Annotated in this window: 14 protein-coding genes; 10 read left to right on the top strand and 4 right to left on the bottom strand. The window is 73.2% G+C overall.

The features are described 5' to 3' along the window. The first annotated feature begins 111 nt into the window (after nucleotides 1–111). From hsaA (ACFYUS_RS09055) to ACFYUS_RS09100, 10 genes are all read left to right on the top strand, one after another. Entirely contained in the window at nucleotides 112–1,281 is a 1,170-nt protein-coding gene (gene hsaA, locus ACFYUS_RS09055) for a 3-hydroxy-9,10-secoandrosta-1,3,5(10)-triene-9,17-dione monooxygenase oxygenase subunit (RefSeq protein ID WP_388847483.1), read from the top strand. A 118-nt stretch (nucleotides 1,282–1,399) separates the two neighbouring features. Continuing rightward, nucleotides 1,400–2,566 (top strand): 3-hydroxy-9,10-secoandrosta-1,3,5(10)-triene-9,17-dione monooxygenase oxygenase subunit, encoded by a 1,167-nt coding sequence (hsaA, locus tag ACFYUS_RS09060; protein WP_388847485.1) that lies wholly within the window; start codon nucleotides 1,400–1,402, stop codon nucleotides 2,564–2,566. Between the two features lie 12 nt (nucleotides 2,567–2,578). Beyond that, a complete protein-coding gene (hsaD, locus tag ACFYUS_RS09065; protein ID WP_388847487.1) occupies nucleotides 2,579–3,448 on the top strand; it encodes a 4,5:9,10-diseco-3-hydroxy-5,9,17-trioxoandrosta-1(10),2-diene-4-oate hydrolase in 870 nt (289 codons plus the stop codon). 52 nt (nucleotides 3,449–3,500) lie between these two features. Next, a complete protein-coding gene (locus ACFYUS_RS09070) occupies nucleotides 3,501–4,409 on the top strand; it encodes a VOC family protein (RefSeq protein WP_388847489.1) in 909 nt (302 codons plus the stop codon). Continuing rightward, entirely contained in the window at nucleotides 4,397–4,885 is a 489-nt protein-coding gene (locus tag ACFYUS_RS09075; RefSeq protein ID WP_388847491.1) for a flavin reductase family protein, read from the top strand. The genes ACFYUS_RS09070 and ACFYUS_RS09075 overlap by 13 nt, the downstream gene beginning before the upstream one ends. Then, on the top strand, nucleotides 4,885–5,754 hold the full coding sequence (locus tag ACFYUS_RS09080) for a MaoC/PaaZ C-terminal domain-containing protein (RefSeq protein ID WP_388847494.1): 870 nt from the start codon (nucleotides 4,885–4,887) through the stop codon (nucleotides 5,752–5,754). The genes ACFYUS_RS09075 and ACFYUS_RS09080 overlap by 1 nt, the downstream gene beginning before the upstream one ends. A 90-nt stretch (nucleotides 5,755–5,844) precedes the next feature. Then, nucleotides 5,845–7,524, top strand: coding sequence for an FAD-dependent oxidoreductase (locus ACFYUS_RS09085; protein WP_388847496.1), 1,680 nt, complete (start codon nucleotides 5,845–5,847; stop codon nucleotides 7,522–7,524). 8 nt (nucleotides 7,525–7,532) lie between these two features. Beyond that, nucleotides 7,533–8,363, top strand: a complete 831-nt coding sequence (locus ACFYUS_RS09090; RefSeq protein WP_388847498.1) for a glucose 1-dehydrogenase — start codon at nucleotides 7,533–7,535, stop codon at nucleotides 8,361–8,363. Continuing rightward, a complete protein-coding gene (locus ACFYUS_RS09095; RefSeq protein ID WP_388847500.1) occupies nucleotides 8,363–9,127 on the top strand; it encodes a glucose 1-dehydrogenase in 765 nt (254 codons plus the stop codon). The genes ACFYUS_RS09090 and ACFYUS_RS09095 overlap by 1 nt, the downstream gene beginning before the upstream one ends. 25 nt (nucleotides 9,128–9,152) lie before the next feature. Further along, nucleotides 9,153–10,067 carry an alpha/beta hydrolase gene (locus ACFYUS_RS09100; RefSeq protein ID WP_388847502.1) on the top strand — a complete coding sequence of 305 codons (915 nt, stop codon included), beginning with the start codon at nucleotides 9,153–9,155 and terminating at the stop codon, nucleotides 10,065–10,067. Nucleotides 10,068–10,133: 66 nt separating this feature from the next. Here the strand turns inward: ACFYUS_RS09100 and ACFYUS_RS09105 are convergent, their stop codons facing one another. From ACFYUS_RS09105 to ACFYUS_RS09120, 4 genes are all read right to left on the bottom strand, one after another. Continuing rightward, nucleotides 10,134–11,747, bottom strand: a complete 1,614-nt coding sequence (locus ACFYUS_RS09105) for a flavin-containing monooxygenase (protein WP_388847504.1) — start codon at nucleotides 11,745–11,747, stop codon at nucleotides 10,134–10,136. A gap of 11 nt (nucleotides 11,748–11,758) precedes the next feature. Next, complete coding sequence (locus ACFYUS_RS09110) at nucleotides 11,759–13,306, bottom strand: FadD3 family acyl-CoA ligase (RefSeq protein WP_388847506.1); 1,548 nt, start codon at nucleotides 13,304–13,306, stop codon at nucleotides 11,759–11,761. Between the two features lie 213 nt (nucleotides 13,307–13,519). Then, the gene (locus ACFYUS_RS09115; protein ID WP_388847508.1) at nucleotides 13,520–14,164 is read right to left on the bottom strand and encodes an L-threonylcarbamoyladenylate synthase; all 645 of its coding nucleotides are present in this window, start codon (nucleotides 14,162–14,164) and stop codon (nucleotides 13,520–13,522) included. A gap of 8 nt (nucleotides 14,165–14,172) precedes the next feature. Then, a complete protein-coding gene (locus ACFYUS_RS09120; RefSeq protein WP_388847510.1) occupies nucleotides 14,173–14,793 on the bottom strand; it encodes a carbonic anhydrase in 621 nt (206 codons plus the stop codon). Nucleotides 14,794–14,854: the final 61 nt, after the last annotated feature.

Here is a 14,854-nt window from a genome sequence, read left to right on the forward strand (position 1 = left end):
GATTGCCAGAGGATGACGGGAGCTGGGAAGGGGGAGTTCCGTCTCGGAACAGTAACGCGTAGGTTCCCTGTCGTCACGGCAGGACGAGACCGGAATCCGAGAGGGGCACCCATGCGCGACGAGGACGTTCTCGCGGCGGTCCGCGCCCTCGCCCCCGCCCTGCGCGAGCGCGCGGCCGGGACGGAGACCCTGCGCCGGGTGCCCGACGCCTCCGTCGGGGAGCTGGAGGACGCCGGCTTCTTCCGGCTGCTCCGGCCCCGGGCGTACGGCGGACTCGCCGCAGACCCGGCCGTCTTCTACGCCGCCGTGCACGAGATCGCCAAGGCCTGCGGTTCGACCGGCTGGGCGGCAGCCGTCCTCGGCGTCCACCCCTGGTACGTGGCCCAGTTCGACCCGCGGGCGCAGGAGGAGGTCTGGGGCGCGGACCCCTCCACCCGGATCTGCTCCTCCCACGCCCCCACCGGGGAGGTCGCCGTCGCCGACGGCGGATACCGGCTCTCCGGCCGGTGGCACTTCTCCGCGGGCTGCGACCACGCCCGCTGGGCGCTGCTCGGCGGCGTCGTCGACGACGCCGAGGGCCGGCCCGTCGACATGCTGACCTTCCTGGTGCCGCGCGCCGACTACCGGATCGACGACGTGTGGGACACCGTCGGCCTGCGCGGCAGCGGCAGCAACGACGTCGTCGTCGAGGACGCCTTCGTCCCCGCCCACCGGACGCTCGGCTACGGCCCGGTGACCACGCTGCGCTGCCCCGGGCAGGAGGTCCACCCCGAACCGCTGTACCGGCTGCCGTACGCGGCCGTCTTCACCACCGCCATCTCCACCGCGATGGTCGGCATCGCCGAAGGCGCCCACGAGGACCAGGTCGCCGCCGCCCGCGAGCTCCTGAAGGCCCCGCACGGCCGGAGGGCCGCCGAGGACCCCTTCACCCAGGTCCGCATCGCCCGCGCCGCCGGCGAGATCGACGCCGCCGAGCTGCAGCTCGCCCGCAACATGACCGACCTGCACGCCCTCGCCGAGCGCGGCGAGGAGATCCCGATGGAGCTGCGCGCCCGCACCCGCCGCGACCAGGCCCTCGCCACCGAACGCGCCATCACCGCCGTGGACCTGCTCATGGAGAACGCCGGCCGCGGCCCGCTGCGCGTGGGCGACGACGTCCTCCAGCGCGCCTGGCGCGACCTGCACACCGGCCGCGGCCAGGCCGCCAACGACGTGGACCGGGCGCTCGTCCTCTACGCCCAGGACGCCCTCGGCATGGACGTCCACGACCCCATGCTCTGACCCCGGAAAGCCCTTCCCCGGGCGGGTTCCCGCTCAGTGGGAGCAGCGCATTTCGCCGCCGTACGGCACGCCGTACGGTCCTGGCATTCCCCCACCACGACCCGAAAGGGGATGCCCCATGGCCGATGACGTCCTGGCAGCGATCCGCGACCTCGCCCCCGCCCTGCGCGACCGCGCGGCCGAGGCCGAGACGCTGCGCCGCGTGCCCGACACCTCCGTCAAGGAACTGGAGGACACCGGCTTCTTCCAGCTGCTCCAGCCCAAGGCCTTCGGCGGCCGCGCGGCCGACCCGGTGGTCTTCTACTCGGCGGTCAAGGAGATCGCCAAGGCGTGCGGATCGACCGGCTGGGTCGCCTCCGTGGTCGGCGTCCACCCCTGGCACGTCGCCCTCTTCGACCCCCGCGCCCAGCAGGAGGTGTGGGGTCAGGACCCCAAGACCCGCATCGCCTCCTCGTACGCCCCCACCGGCAAGGCCACCGCCACCGACGGCGGCTTCCGGCTCTCCGGCCGGTGGCACTTCTCCTCCGGCTGCGACCACGCCCGCTGGGCGCTCCTCGGCTGCCTCGTCACCGACGGCGAGGGCACCCCGGTCGACATGCGCACCTTCCTGATCCCCAGGTCCGACTACCGGATCGACGACGTGTGGGACACCGTCGGCCTGCGCGGCACCGGCAGCAACGACGTCGTCGTCGAGGACGTCTTCGTCCCCGAGCACCGCGCCCTGAGCTTCGGCCCCGTCACCGCCCTGAGCGTGCCCGGCCACGAGATCAACCCCGAGCCGCTCTACCGGCTGCCGTACGCCGGCGTGTTCACCACCACCATCTCCACCCCCATCGTCGGCATCGCCGAGGGCGCCTTCGACTCGTACGCCGAGGCCACCCGGAAGCGGTTCCGCGTCTCGTACGGGCAGAAGGTCGCCGAGGACCCCTTCGCGCAGGTCCGCATCGCCCGCGCCGCCAGCGACATCGACGCGAGCTGGCTGCAACTGACCCGCAACATCGGCGAGATGTACGCCCTCGCCGAGCGCGGCGAGGAGATCCCCATGGAGCTGCGCACCCGCACCCGCCGCGACCAGGTGCTCGCCACCGAACGCTCGGTCGCGGCCGTCGACCTGCTGATGGAGAACTCCGGCGGCAGCGCGATGCGCACCGGCCCCGGCCTCGTCCAGCGCGCCTGGCGCGACGCCCACACCGGCCGCGGCCACGCCGCCAACGACCCCGAGCGGGCCCTCGTCATGTACGGGCAGAGCGCGCTCGGCATCGACATCCAAGACACCATGGCCTGAGAGGCGGAGACGATGACAGAGCTCACGTACGAGTCGACCTCCCGCACCGCCAAGGCGGCCGGCCTCACCCTCCACTACCACGAGGCCGCACCCGACGGGCCGGTCGAAGCCCCCGTCGTGATCATGCTCCACGGCGGAGGCCCCGGCGCCTCCGGCTGGAGCAACTTCGGCCGCAACCTCCCCGCCTTCGCCGAGCACTTCCGTACGCTGCTCGTCGACCAGCCCTGCTTCGGCCGCTCGGACAAGCCGGAGCTCGACAAGGACTACTTCAGCTTCAGCGCGGACGCCGTCGCCGCCCTCATGGACGAACTGGGCATCGAGCGGGCGCACTTCATCGGCAACTCCCTCGGCGGCGGCACCGCCGTCCGCATGGCCCTGAACCACCCGGACAAGGTCGGCAAGCTCCTCCTGATGGGCCCCGGCGGGGTCTCCGTCAACCTCTTCGCCCCCGACCCGACCGAAGGCATCAAGCGGCTCTTCGAGTTCAACGCCTCACCCGAGCCGACCAAGGAGCAACTGCGCGCCTTCCTCGGGGTCATGGCCTACGACCAGTCGATCGTCACCGACGAACTCGTCGAGGAACGCTGGGCCTCGGCCACCGACCCCGACACCCGGCTCGGCAGCGCCCGCATGGGCGCCTCCTTCGCCGATCCGGCCTGGGCCCAGGACACGATGCTCTGGCGCGAGGCCCACCGGATCACCCAGCCGGTGCTGCTCACCTGGGGCCGCGAGGACCGGGTCAACCCCCTCGACGGCGCGCTCGTCGCCCTCAAGACGATCCCGGACGCGCGTCTGCACGTCTTCCCGCACTGCGGCCACTGGGCGCAGACCGAGCGGGCCGACGAGTTCAACCGCCTCGCCGTCGACTTCTTCTCCCACTGAACCCACCGAACCCACCGAACCTGCTGAACCCTTCATCGAAGAGGTGCACACCATGGACATCCGTGCTCTCGGCTACCTCCGCCTGGAGACCACCACCCTGGACGAGTGGCGCCGCTACGCCCTCGACGTCCTCGGCATGGTGGAGGCGACCGGCACCACCGAGGACACCCTCTGCCTCCGCCTGGACGACCGCGCCCACCGCATCGTCATCCAGGCCGGCGAGAGCGACCGGCTCCTCGCGGCCGGCTGGGAGGTGGCGAACGCCGCCGCGCTCACCACCGCCGCCGAGGAGCTGGAGGCGGCCGGCGTCGCCGTCAAGGCCGCCGACCCCGCCGAACTCGCCGAGCGCCGCGTCCAGGGCCTGATCCACGTCACGGACCCGTGCGGCAACCCGCTGGAGATCTACTGGGGCCAGGCGCAGGACCACACCGCGCTCGGCACCCCGTACGGCAACCGCTTCGTCACCGGGACCCCCGCAGGGGAGGACTTGGGCCTCGGCCACGTCGTCCTCCCGGTGCCGGACATCGAGGCCGCGCTCGACTTCTACGAGAACCTGCTCGGCTTCCAGCTGCGCGACTCGATGAAGCTGCCCCCGCAGGCCGTCCCGACCGCCACCGAGCAGCGGGACTTCCACTGGATGCACTTCCTCAGCCCCAACCGCCGCCACCACAGCCTCGGCCTCTACCCCGGCGCCCTGCCCCCCGGCATCGTGCACTTCATGGTGGAGCTGGAGACCCTCGACGACGTGGGCCGCGGCCTCGACCGCACGCAGGAAGCGGGCATCCCCATCGCGTCCAGCCTCGGCCGCCACACCAACGACCGCATGGTGTCCTTCTACGCCCAGGCCCCCGGCGGCTTCCAGGTCGAGTACGGCTGGGACGGCCTCGTCGTGGACCCCACCACCTGGGTCGCGAAGGAGATCACCGCCGACAGCTTCTGGGGCCACCGGTGGAACGGCTGATCCCCCCCTCCGAGTTCCGGGACGTCCTGGGCCGCTTCGCCAGCGGCATCACGGTCGTGGCCAGCCGGGACGCCGACACCGGGGAACCCGTCGGATTCGCCTGCCAGTCCTTCGCCTCCCTCTCCCTCGACCCTCCGCTGGTCATGCTGGCCGTCGGCAGGAACTCCACCAGCTGGCCGAGGATCGAGCGGTCGGGCCGCTTCTGCGTCAACATCCTCGCCGAGGACCAGCAGACCACCTGCGCCGCCCTCGGCCGCAGCGGCCCCGACAAGTTCGCCGGGATCCCCTGGAGCACCGGCGAGCACGGCACCGTGCGCATCGACGGAGCCCTCGCCCACGTGGAGTGCGAGCTCGACGCCGTGTACGAGGCCGGGGACCACCACCTCGTCACCGCGCAGGTGGTGGCGCTCGACGCCGGCGAGGACGGCCGGCCGCTGCTGTTCTTCCGCAGCCGCTACGCCGTGGGCGCGTTCTGATGCCCCTCGACGTCGACAAGGCGCTCTCCGCGCCGCCGGTGCGCACCGAGGTCGGGTGGGACGAGCGCGACGTACGGCTCTACCACCTGGCGCTCGGCGCGGGCGTCCCCGAGACCGACCCGCGCGAACTGCGCTACGTGTACGAGGGGCACGAGCGGGGCCTCCAGGTCCTGCCCACCTTCGGGGTGGTCGCCGGCGGCACCGGCGGCGTCGGCTTCCAGGTCTTCGACCTGCCGGGCGTCGACATCGACCTGGCGAAGGTGCTCCACGGCGGCCAGGAGATCGAGGTGCACCGCCCGCTGCCCGCCGCCGCACGGGCGACCGCGGTCACCCGTGCCACGGCCGTGCACGACAAGGGCAAGGCCGCCGTCATCGTCCAGGAGTCCACCCTCCTCGGCGAGGACGGCGAGCCGCTCCTCACCCAGCGCAACCAGATCTTCGTCCACGGCGAGGGCGGCTTCGGCGGCGACCGCGGTCCCTCCGAACGCCTCCCCGCGCCCGACCGGGAACCCGATCTGGTGACGGAGGTCCCCACGCTCCGCCAGCAGGCCCTGCTCTACCGGCTCACCGGGGACTGGAACCCGCTGCACGCCGACCCCGCCACCGCCCGCCGCGCCGGCCACGACCGCCCCATCCTGCACGGACTCTGCTCCTTCGGGATGGCGGTCAAGGCGGTCACCGACCGCCTCCTCGGCGGCGACGCGCACGCGGTCGCCGCCTGCCGCACCCGTTTCGCCGGGGTCTTCTTCCCCGGCGAGACCCTGCGGCTGCGCGTCTGGGACACCCCCGACGGCTACCGGCTGACGGCCACGGCGGCGGAGCGCGAGGACGCGCCGGTCCTCACCGACGCGCGGATCACCGCGCGATGACCCGGCGGCCGGGGCGGAGGACGGCCCGCCCCGGCCGCCGACCCACCCGGGGCCTGCCGCACAGGCCCTGACACGACCAGGGAGAACACGATGAACGACACGTGGGACCACACGTACGACGTGGTGGTCGTCGGCTCCGGCGCCGCCGGCATGGCCGCCGCCCTCACCGCCCGGCTGCGCGGCCTGACCGCCCTGGTGCTGGAGAAGACCGACGTCTACGGCGGCTCGACCGCCCTGTCCGGCGGCGCGATCTGGGTCCCGGACAACTTCCACCTGGACGAGGCCGGACTCGGCGACACCCCCGAGAAGGCCCGCGCCTACCTGGACGCCACGGTCGGCGACCGGGTCACCGCCGAGCGCAAGGACGCCTACGTCACCCACGGACCGCGGATGGTAAGGGAGTTCCACGACCGCACGGACGTGAGGTTCGTCTACACCCCCGGCTACTCCGACTACTACCCCGAGCGGCTCGGCGGCTACCCGCAGGGCCGCTCCGTCGAACCGCAGATCTTCGACTTCAAGAAGCTCGGCCCCGAGCAGCGCGCCACCATGCGCCGCGCCGGACTCCCCACGTACGGCCTCACCATCACCTCCAAGGACTTCCGGCAGCTGAACATGGTGGCACGCACCTGGGCCGGCCGCCGCACCGCCGTCAAGGTCGGCGCCCAGGCGGTCAAGGCGCGGCTCTCCGGCCAGGAGCTGCTCTCCCTCGGCGAGGCGCTGATCGCCCGCATGCGGCACTCCCTCGACGCCCTCGGCGCCGAACTGTGGCTCTCCGCCCCGCTGACCGGACTCGTCGAGGAGGACGGCCGGGTCACCGGCGTCCGGATCACCAGGGACGGCCGGGAGCTCACCGTCCGGGCGAAGGGCGGCGTCGTCCTCGCCTCCGGCGGCTTCTCCCACGACCAGCGGCTCCGCGAGAAGCACCTGCCCTCGCCCACCTCCACCGAGTGGAGCTCCGCGGCCGAGGGACAGACCGGCGACGCCCTGGAACCGGCCGTGGCCCTCGGCGCCGCGACCGACCTGATGGACCGGGTGTGGGGCGCGCCCTCGGTGGTGCCGCCCGAGGGGAAGCCGTTCTTCCTCGTCGCCGACCGGGGCGTCCCCGGCATGGTGATCGTGAACCAGGCGGGGGAGCGCTACGCCAACGAGGCCGCCCCGTACCACGAGTTCGTCGACGCCATGTACGCGAACGACAAGCCCGGGGCGAGCACCGTGCCCTCCTGGCTGATCCTCGACGCCACCTCCAGGGCCCGCTACATCTTCATGGGCATGTTCCCGGGCCAGGCGTTCCCCAAGCCGTGGCTGGAGAGCGGCTTCGTGAAGAAGGCCGCGACCGTCGAGGAGCTGGCCGCGCGCATCGACGTCGCCCCGGAGCGGCTGCGCGCCACCGTGGACCGCTTCAACGGCTTCGCCCGAGCGGGCCGCGACGAGGACTTCCACCGCGGCGACAGCGTCTACGACCGCTACTACGGCGACCCGACGCTGCCCAATCCCAACCTGGCGCCGCTGGAGAAGGGCCCGTACTACGCGATCCCCGTCCACCCCGGCGACATCGGCACCAAGGGCGGCCTCGTCACCGACGCCACGGCCCGCGTGCTGCGGGAGGACGGCACGCCCATCGACGGCCTGTACGCCTCCGGCAACGTCTCCTCCGCCGTCATGGGGGAGACCTACCCGGGTCCCGGCGCGACCATCGGACCCGCCATGACGTTCAGCTGGCTCGCGGTCGACGACATCGCCCGTACGCGCTCCGCCGAGGCGCGGTGACGAGCCCGGTGACGAACCCGACGACGGATCTGCGGGGCAGGACCGTGATCATCACCGGTGCGGCCCGGGGCATCGGCGCGGAGGCCGCCCGGGTGGCCGTCGAGTCCGGCGCCCGGGTCGTCCTCACCGACGTACGGGAGGAGGAGGGACGGGCGGCGGCCCGGAGGCTCGGCGGCCACGCCCGCTTCCTCCGCCACGACGTCACCTCCGAGGACGACTGGCGCGAGGCCGTCGGCTTCACGGTCGACGCCTTCGGCCGGGTCGACGGACTCGTCAACAACGCCGGGATCTCAGGAGGTTCGCACCTCCTGGAGGAGCAGACGGCCGAGGCGTTCCGGCAGGTGCTCGACATCGATCTGACCGGGGTCTTCCTCGGCATGCGGGCCGTGATCCCGGTGATGCGGGAGAACGGCGGCGGCTCCATCGTCAACATCTCCTCCGCCGCCGGCCTCATGGGCCTGGCCAGGACCGCCGGGTACGGCGCGGCCAAGTGGGGCGTGCGCGGGCTCACCAAGCTCGGCGCGGTGGAGCTCGGAGCCGACCGGATCCGCGTCAACTCCGTCCACCCCGGCATGATCCACACCCCGATGACCGCCCACGTGGGTATCGAGCGGGGCGAGGGGAAGTACCCGAACACACCGATGGGCCGGGTCGGCGAGCCCGAGGAGATCGCGCGGGCGGTCGCCTTCCTGCTCTCCGACGCCGCCTCGTACGTCACCGGCGCGGAACTGGCCGTCGACGGCGGCTGGACGACCGGCCCGGCCCTCCGACCGACCGAGGCCCCGGCCGAAGATCCGGCCGAGGACCCGGCCGAAGATCCGACCGAGGAGAACCGCTGATGCCCGTCGATCTGACAGGAAAGGTCGCGCTGGTCACCGGCGCGGCCCGCGGCATGGGCGAGGCCGAGGCCCGCCTGCTCACCGCCCTCGGGGCGAAGGTCGTCCTCACCGACGTCCTGGAGGCGGAGGGAGGGGCGACGGCCGCCTCCCTCGGCGCCGCCGCCCGCTTCGTACGCCACGACGTGACCGACGAGCGGTCCTGGGCGGCCGCCGTCGCCACCGCCCTGGACGCCTTCGGCCGGCTCGACGTCCTCGTCAACAACGCCGCGATCTACTCCACCGCGCTCATCACCGAGGAGGACCCGGCCCGCCTGGAGGCGATCCTCCGCGTCAACCTGATCGGCCCGTTCCTCGGCGTCCGCGCCGTCGCCGGGGCGATGCGGGCGGGCGGCGGCGGGTCCATCGTCAACATCTCCTCGCAGGCCGGCCTCCAGGGCATCTGGGGGCACGGCGCGTACGGCGCCGCGAAGTGGGGGCTGCGCGGACTGACCAGGACGGCCGCCCTCGAACTCGGCCCGGACGGCATCCGGGTCAACTCCGTCCACCCGGGGGCCATCGCCACCGCGATGACCGCCCATCTGGAGACCAAGGAGCATCCCGCCGCGCCGCTCGGACGCGTGGGGGAGCCCGAGGAGGTCGCCCGCCTCGTCGCCTTCCTCGCCTCCGACGACTCCTCCTATCTGTCCGGCGCCGAACTCGCCGTGGACGGAGGCGCGTCGGCCGGCCGCATGCCGCTCCTCACCCCGAAGGGAACGGACGCGTGAACCAGACCCCGAAGGGAACCTGCGAGTGAACCGACCCGAACCCGACGTCCAGGCCGTCATCGACCTGGCCACCGCCGGCTTCCCGCCCCTGGCGACGGAGATGACGGACATCGCCGAGGTGCGCGCCTTCTTCGCCGCCCGCCCCAAGCCGGCCGTCCCCCCGCCCCCCGTCGCCCGCGTCGCGGACGAGGACGCCGACGGCGTGCCCGTCCGCGTCTACGACCCGGCCGTCCACGAGACCGCCCCCGTGATCGTGTTCTGTCACGGGGGCGGCTTCGTCCTCTGCGACCTCGACAGCCACGACCCCTTCTGCCGCGACCTCGCCCGCGCCACGGAGGCGATCGTCGTCTCCGTCGACTACCGCCGCGCCCCCGAGCACCCCTTCCCCGCCGCCCCCGAGGACGCCTACACGGCCCTCCTCTGGGCGGCGGAGAGGTTCCCCGGCCGCCGGATCGCCGTCGCCGGGGACAGCGCGGGCGCCAACCTCGCCACCGTCCTCACCCTGCTCTCCCGCGACCGGGGCGGCCCCGAGATCGCCTGCCAGGCGCTCTACTACCCGATGCTCGACCCCACCCGCTCCCGCCCCTCGCACCGGGAGAACGCGCAGGGCTACTTCCTCACCGCCGACCACCTGCGCTGGTACTGGGACGGCTATCTGCAGAGCCCCGTGGACCGCACCAGCCCCTACGCGGCCCCGCTCGCGGGCGCCGACCTGTCCGGGCTCCCGCCGGCCCAGCTCGTCACCGCCGGCTTCGACCCCCTGCGGGACGACGGCCTGGCGTACGCGGAGGCCCTCACCGCCGCCGGCGTCCCCGTGCGGGCCCGCCACCACGCCGGGATGTTCCACGGCTTCCTCTCCATGGCGGGCGCCCTGCCGGCGGCGGCCGAGGCCCGCGCGACCGCCTTCGCCGTCCTGCGCACGGCACTGCACGGGGAATGACACACGCGAGCGCCCCGCCCCCACCGGATCCGGTGGGGGCGGGGCGCTCTCACGTCACGGCCCGCGTCAGCCCCGTATCAGCTCGAACCCCTTGTACCCCGAGTCCGCGACGTCCGCGATGATCTCCCCGTACACCCCGAAACCGCCGATGAACGGCATGAACACCCGCGGCTTCCCGGGGATGTTGGCGCCCAGGTACCAGGAGTTCGCCGCCGGGAAGAGCGTCGCCGCCGCCCGGTCGCGGCACTGCGCGACCCACTGCTCGACGGCCTCCTCGCTCGCCTCGATCGCACGGTAGCCGTGCTCGTCCAGATGGCGCAGGCAGTCGCCGAGCCAGTCGCCGTGCTGCTCGGCGCAGAGCACCACGTTGGCCATGACGGACGGGCTGCCGGCACTCGTGAGGTTGAACAGGTTCGGGAAGCCGTCGACGCCCAGCCCCAGATAGGTGCGGGGACCCCCGCTCCACACGTCCTTCAGGCTCCGGCCGCCGCGCCCCTGGACGTCCACCCGGTCGATCGCGCCGGTCATCGCGTCGAAACCGGTCGCGAACACGATCGCGTCCAGCTCCACCCGGGTGCCGTCGGCCAGCACGATGCCGGTGGCGTCGATCCGTTCGATCGGGTTCTCCCGCAGGCCGACCAGGTCGACGTCGTCACGGTTGAACGTCTCGTAGTAGTGCGAGTCGGTGACGATCCGCTTGGTGCCGATCGGATGGTCCGTGGGAACCAGCAGGTCGGCGGTGGCCGGGTCCTCGACGAGGGCGCGCACCTTCTCCTCCCAGAACGCGCGCGCCTCGTCGTTCGCCGCGAGGTCGGTGAGCTGGTCGGGGAACGTCTTCGAGTACAGGACACCGCCCAGCTCCCAGCGCTCCTCGAACGCGGCCCGCCGCTCCTCGGCGGACACGTCGAACGTCGCCGACGCGTGGGCCGCGTGCGGCGAGCCGCCGCCGCTGAGCCGCGAGAGGCGCCGCCGCTCGGCGTAGCCGGCCTTCTGTCGGCGGCGCGTCTCGTCGTCCAGGGGCCCGTTGCCCGCCGGGATGCTGAAGTTGGCGCTGCGCTGGAACACGGTCAGGTGCGCCGCCTGCTCGGCGATCAGCGGGACGGCCTGGATGCCGGAGGAGCCGGTGCCGATCACGCCGACGCGCAGTCCGCCGAAGTCCACGCCCTCGTGCGGCCAGGCGCCGGTGTGGTACGTGGCCCCCGCGAACTCCCCGGCCCCCGGGATGTCCGGCACGTGGGTGCTGGAGAGGCAGCCGACGGCGAACACGCAGAACCGGGCCGACACCACCTCCCCGCCGTCCGTGCGCACCGTCCAGCGCAGCGTCTCCTCGTCCAGCTCGGCCGAGGTCACCGAGGTGCCGAAGGTGTAGCTGCGGCGCAGGTCGAAGCGGTCGGCGACGTGCCGGAGATAGCGGACGATCTCCGGCTGCGTGGCGTACTTCTCGCTCCAGTCCCACTCCTGCTGGAGCTCCTCGTCGAAGGAGTACGAGTAGTCCACGGACTCCACGTCACAACGGGCGCCCGGATAGCGGTTCCAGTACCAGACCCCGCCCACGTCGCCCCCGCGCTCGAAGCCGCGCACGCTGTGGCCGAGACCGCGCAGCTTGTGCACGGCGTACAGACCGGTGACGCCGGCTCCGATGACGACGACATCGACGGACTGGATCTTGCTGTCGTTCACGTTCGTGCTCCTCATCGGGTGGTGGTGTTCTCCGCCAGCTGCCGCAGCGCCTTCTTGTCGACCTTGCCCGCCGCGTTGTGCGGCAGGGCCTGCACGGAGCGGAAGTCGCGCGGGACCTTGAAGTTGGCCAGCCGCTCACGCGTGTACGAGGTCAGCTCGGCCGCGTCGACCGGCGCTCCGCCCGCCGGCACGCAGTACGCGACGCCGACCTCCCCGAGCCGTGCGTCCGGCGCGCCGACGACCGCCGCGTCCAGGACGGCCGGGTGGCCGCGCAGCACCTGTTCCACCTCCGCCGGGTACACGTTGAACCCGCCCACGACGAACATGTCCTTGAGGCGGTCGGTGATCCGCAGGAAGCCGCGCTCGTCGAGGACGCCGACGTCCCCGGTGTGCAGCCAGCCGTCGGCGTCGACGGCCCGGGCGGTGGCCTCGGGATCGTCCAGGTAGCCGTGCATCACGTGGAAGCCGCGGGTGAGGATCTCGCCCGGCTCCCCGGGCGGGGCGTCGATGCGCAGCTCCGTGCCCTCCAGGGCCGTCCCCGAGGTGCGGGCCAGGGTCTCCGGGGACTCGTGCGGAGGGCAGATCGCGACCACGCCCGTCGACTCGGTGAGCCCGTACGCGGTGTTGACGCTCCGCGCGCCGAGGGTCGTCCGGATCTCCTCGATGAGCGTGGCGGGGATGTTCGCCGCGCCCGTGACCGCCATCCGCATCGAGGTCAGGTCGTACGCCTCGCGCTCGGGGTGGTGGATGAGGGAGGTGAAGATCGTGGGCGCGCCGGTGAGGACGGAGATCCGCTCGTCCTGGATGCGGCCGAGGACGGCATCGGCGTCGAAGACCCGCTCCGGGACGATCGTGGCCCCGTGCAGCAGACAGGCGAGGATGCCGGCCTTGTACCCGAAGGTGTGGAAGAACGGGTTGACGAGGAGGTAGCGGTCGCCGCGCCGGAGGGTCACCGTACGGGCCCAGGCGTCGTACACGCGCAGGTTCTGGCCGTGGGTGGTGGGCACGCCCTTGGGGCGGCCGGTGGTGCCGGAGGTGAAGAGGATGTCGGCGGTGTCCTCGGGGCGCACGGCGGCGGTACGGGCCAGACGCTCGTCCCCGGTCACCCGGTCCGCGCCCGCCAGGAAGTCCGGCCAGTCCGCGGAGTGCAGGGTCACCGTCCGTTCCAGGAGCGGGAGTTCCTCCCCGGAGGCGGCGAGCAGCGCCCGGTAGTCCGTCCCCAGGAAGTCGTGCTCGGTGAACAGCAGCCGGGTGCGGGAGCGGCGCAGGATGTCGGCGGCCTCGGCCGCCTTGTAGCGGGTGTTCACCGGGACGAGCACCCCGCCGGCCGCCACCGCGCCCAGCGCGGCCACCACCCAGCGGGGGCTGTTGGGCGCCCACACGGCGACCGGGTCGCCCGGGCGCACCCCCTGCGCGATCACCGCGCGCGCGACCCGGTCGACCCGGTCGCGCAGCTCCGCGAACGTCCAGCGCTCCTCGCCGAAGACGAGGGCCTCCTCATCCCCGTACCGCTCCGCGGCCCAGTCCGCGAGCCTGGCGACGGTCTGCGCGCCCCTCATGATCTGTCACGTCCTCCCTGCTGCCCCGACCCCCCGGGCGGGGCGCGGGCGGTGGAACCACAGCGGAGGGGAGCCTGTCAGGGAGGGGCGGTCCGGCGCAGGGGCCGGTTCCCGCTCACCGGGAAGGTGGCGGGACTTCTTCCGGCTCCGGAAGCGACCGGCCGACTTCGGAAGCGGTCGGTCGGCTCCGGAAGCGGTCGGCCTCGGAGGCGGTCAGCGCACGATCAGACCGGGGACGACCGTCGCCAGCCGCTCGGCGGAGAGGACGCCCTCCCGTACGAGGACCGGGGCGTCGCCGGTCAGGTCGACGATCGACGAGGACACCGGTCCGGCGGTCCGGCCGCCGTCGAGGTACACCGCCACCGAGTCGCCCAGCATCCGGAAGGCCGCGTCGCAGTCCTCCGGCGAGGGCCGGTCGGTGAGGTTCGCGCTGGAGACGGCCATCGGGCCGGCCGCGGCCAGCAGGTCGAGGACGAGGGGGTGGTCGGGCATCCGCACGGCCACCGTCCCGCCGGTCTCGCCCAGGTCCCAGGAGAGCGAGGGCCGGTGGCGGAGCACCAGGGTCAGACCGCCCGGCCAGAACGTGCCGATGAGCTCCTCGGCCGTCTCCGGCAGGTCCGCGACCAGGTCGCCGAGGGCCTCCTTCGAGCCGACGAGCACGGGGGAGGGCTTGTGCCGGCCCCGTCCCTTCGCGGCCAGCAGACCGGCGACGGCCGCCGGATCGAAGGCGTTCGCGCCGACGCCGTAGACGGTGTCGGTCGGGAGGACGACGAGCTCCCCCCGCCCCAGCGCGGCCACGGCCGCGTCGATGCCGGCGGAGCGGGCGGAGGGATCGGAACAGTCGAAGCGCTGGGTCATGGGGCCGCTCACTCCGCGCTCTCGACGCCGTGCGACGTCACCAGCCGGGCGCTGCCCTCGGCGAGCTGGTAGGCCAGTCCCACGACCGCGACCTCGCCCGTCTGCACCTGCTCCGACAGGACACGGGAGCGGTCCATGATCAACTTCACCGTGTGCCTTATGTGCTCGTCGATGATGTCGCTGTCGTCCGTCAGACCGGCGGCGCGGGCCGCCAGCACGCTCGGGGTCACGCGCTCCACCACGTCCCGTACGAATCCGGCCGCCGGCAGCCCGTCGTCCACCGCGGCACGGGCCGCCGCGACGGCGCCGCACGAGTCGTGCCCCAGGACCACGACCAGCCGGCAGCCGAGCACGCTCGTGGCGTACTCGACGCTGCCCAGCACCTCGGCCCCCAGCACGTGGCCGGCGGTCCGCACGACGAACAGGTCGCCGAGTCCCTGGTCGAAGATGATCTCGGCCGCGAGCCGCGAGTCGGAGCATCCGAGGATGACCGCGAACGGCTCCTGCCCGGGTGCGAGCTGCGCGCGGCGGGCGGCGTCCTGATTGGGATGGTGGGGCTGCCCGGCGACGAAACGCCGGTTGCCGGACAGCATGGCTTCGAGAGCGACCGAGGGAGAGGTTCGAGGCATGCACCCACTGTAACGAGCCGTCCCCGGCCCGTCTCCGCCCGGTACCGCAGCCGGCCTCCCG

This window comes from Streptomyces sp. NPDC004284 (genome assembly GCF_042874035.1).
Taxonomy (GTDB): Bacteria; Actinomycetota; Actinomycetes; order Streptomycetales; family Streptomycetaceae; genus Streptomyces.

Coding starts and splice junctions, on each gene's coding strand:
- ACFYUS_RS09085 (WP_388847496.1), top strand. CDS start 5,845: ATGAACGACACGTGGGACCACACGTACGACGTGGTGGTCGTCGGCTCC.
- hsaD (WP_388847487.1), top strand. CDS start 2,579: ATGACAGAGCTCACGTACGAGTCGACCTCCCGCACCGCCAAGGCGGCC.
- ACFYUS_RS09095 (WP_388847500.1), top strand. CDS start 8,363: ATGCCCGTCGATCTGACAGGAAAGGTCGCGCTGGTCACCGGCGCGGCC.
- ACFYUS_RS09080 (WP_388847494.1), top strand. CDS start 4,885: ATGCCCCTCGACGTCGACAAGGCGCTCTCCGCGCCGCCGGTGCGCACC.
- ACFYUS_RS09110 (WP_388847506.1), bottom strand. CDS start 13,306: ATGAGGGGCGCGCAGACCGTCGCCAGGCTCGCGGACTGGGCCGCGGAG.
- ACFYUS_RS09115 (WP_388847508.1), bottom strand. CDS start 14,164: ATGACCCAGCGCTTCGACTGTTCCGATCCCTCCGCCCGCTCCGCCGGC.
- hsaA (WP_388847485.1), top strand. CDS start 1,400: ATGGCCGATGACGTCCTGGCAGCGATCCGCGACCTCGCCCCCGCCCTG.
- ACFYUS_RS09120 (WP_388847510.1), bottom strand. CDS start 14,793: ATGCCTCGAACCTCTCCCTCGGTCGCTCTCGAAGCCATGCTGTCCGGC.
- hsaA (WP_388847483.1), top strand. CDS start 112: ATGCGCGACGAGGACGTTCTCGCGGCGGTCCGCGCCCTCGCCCCCGCC.
- ACFYUS_RS09070 (WP_388847489.1), top strand. CDS start 3,501: ATGGACATCCGTGCTCTCGGCTACCTCCGCCTGGAGACCACCACCCTG.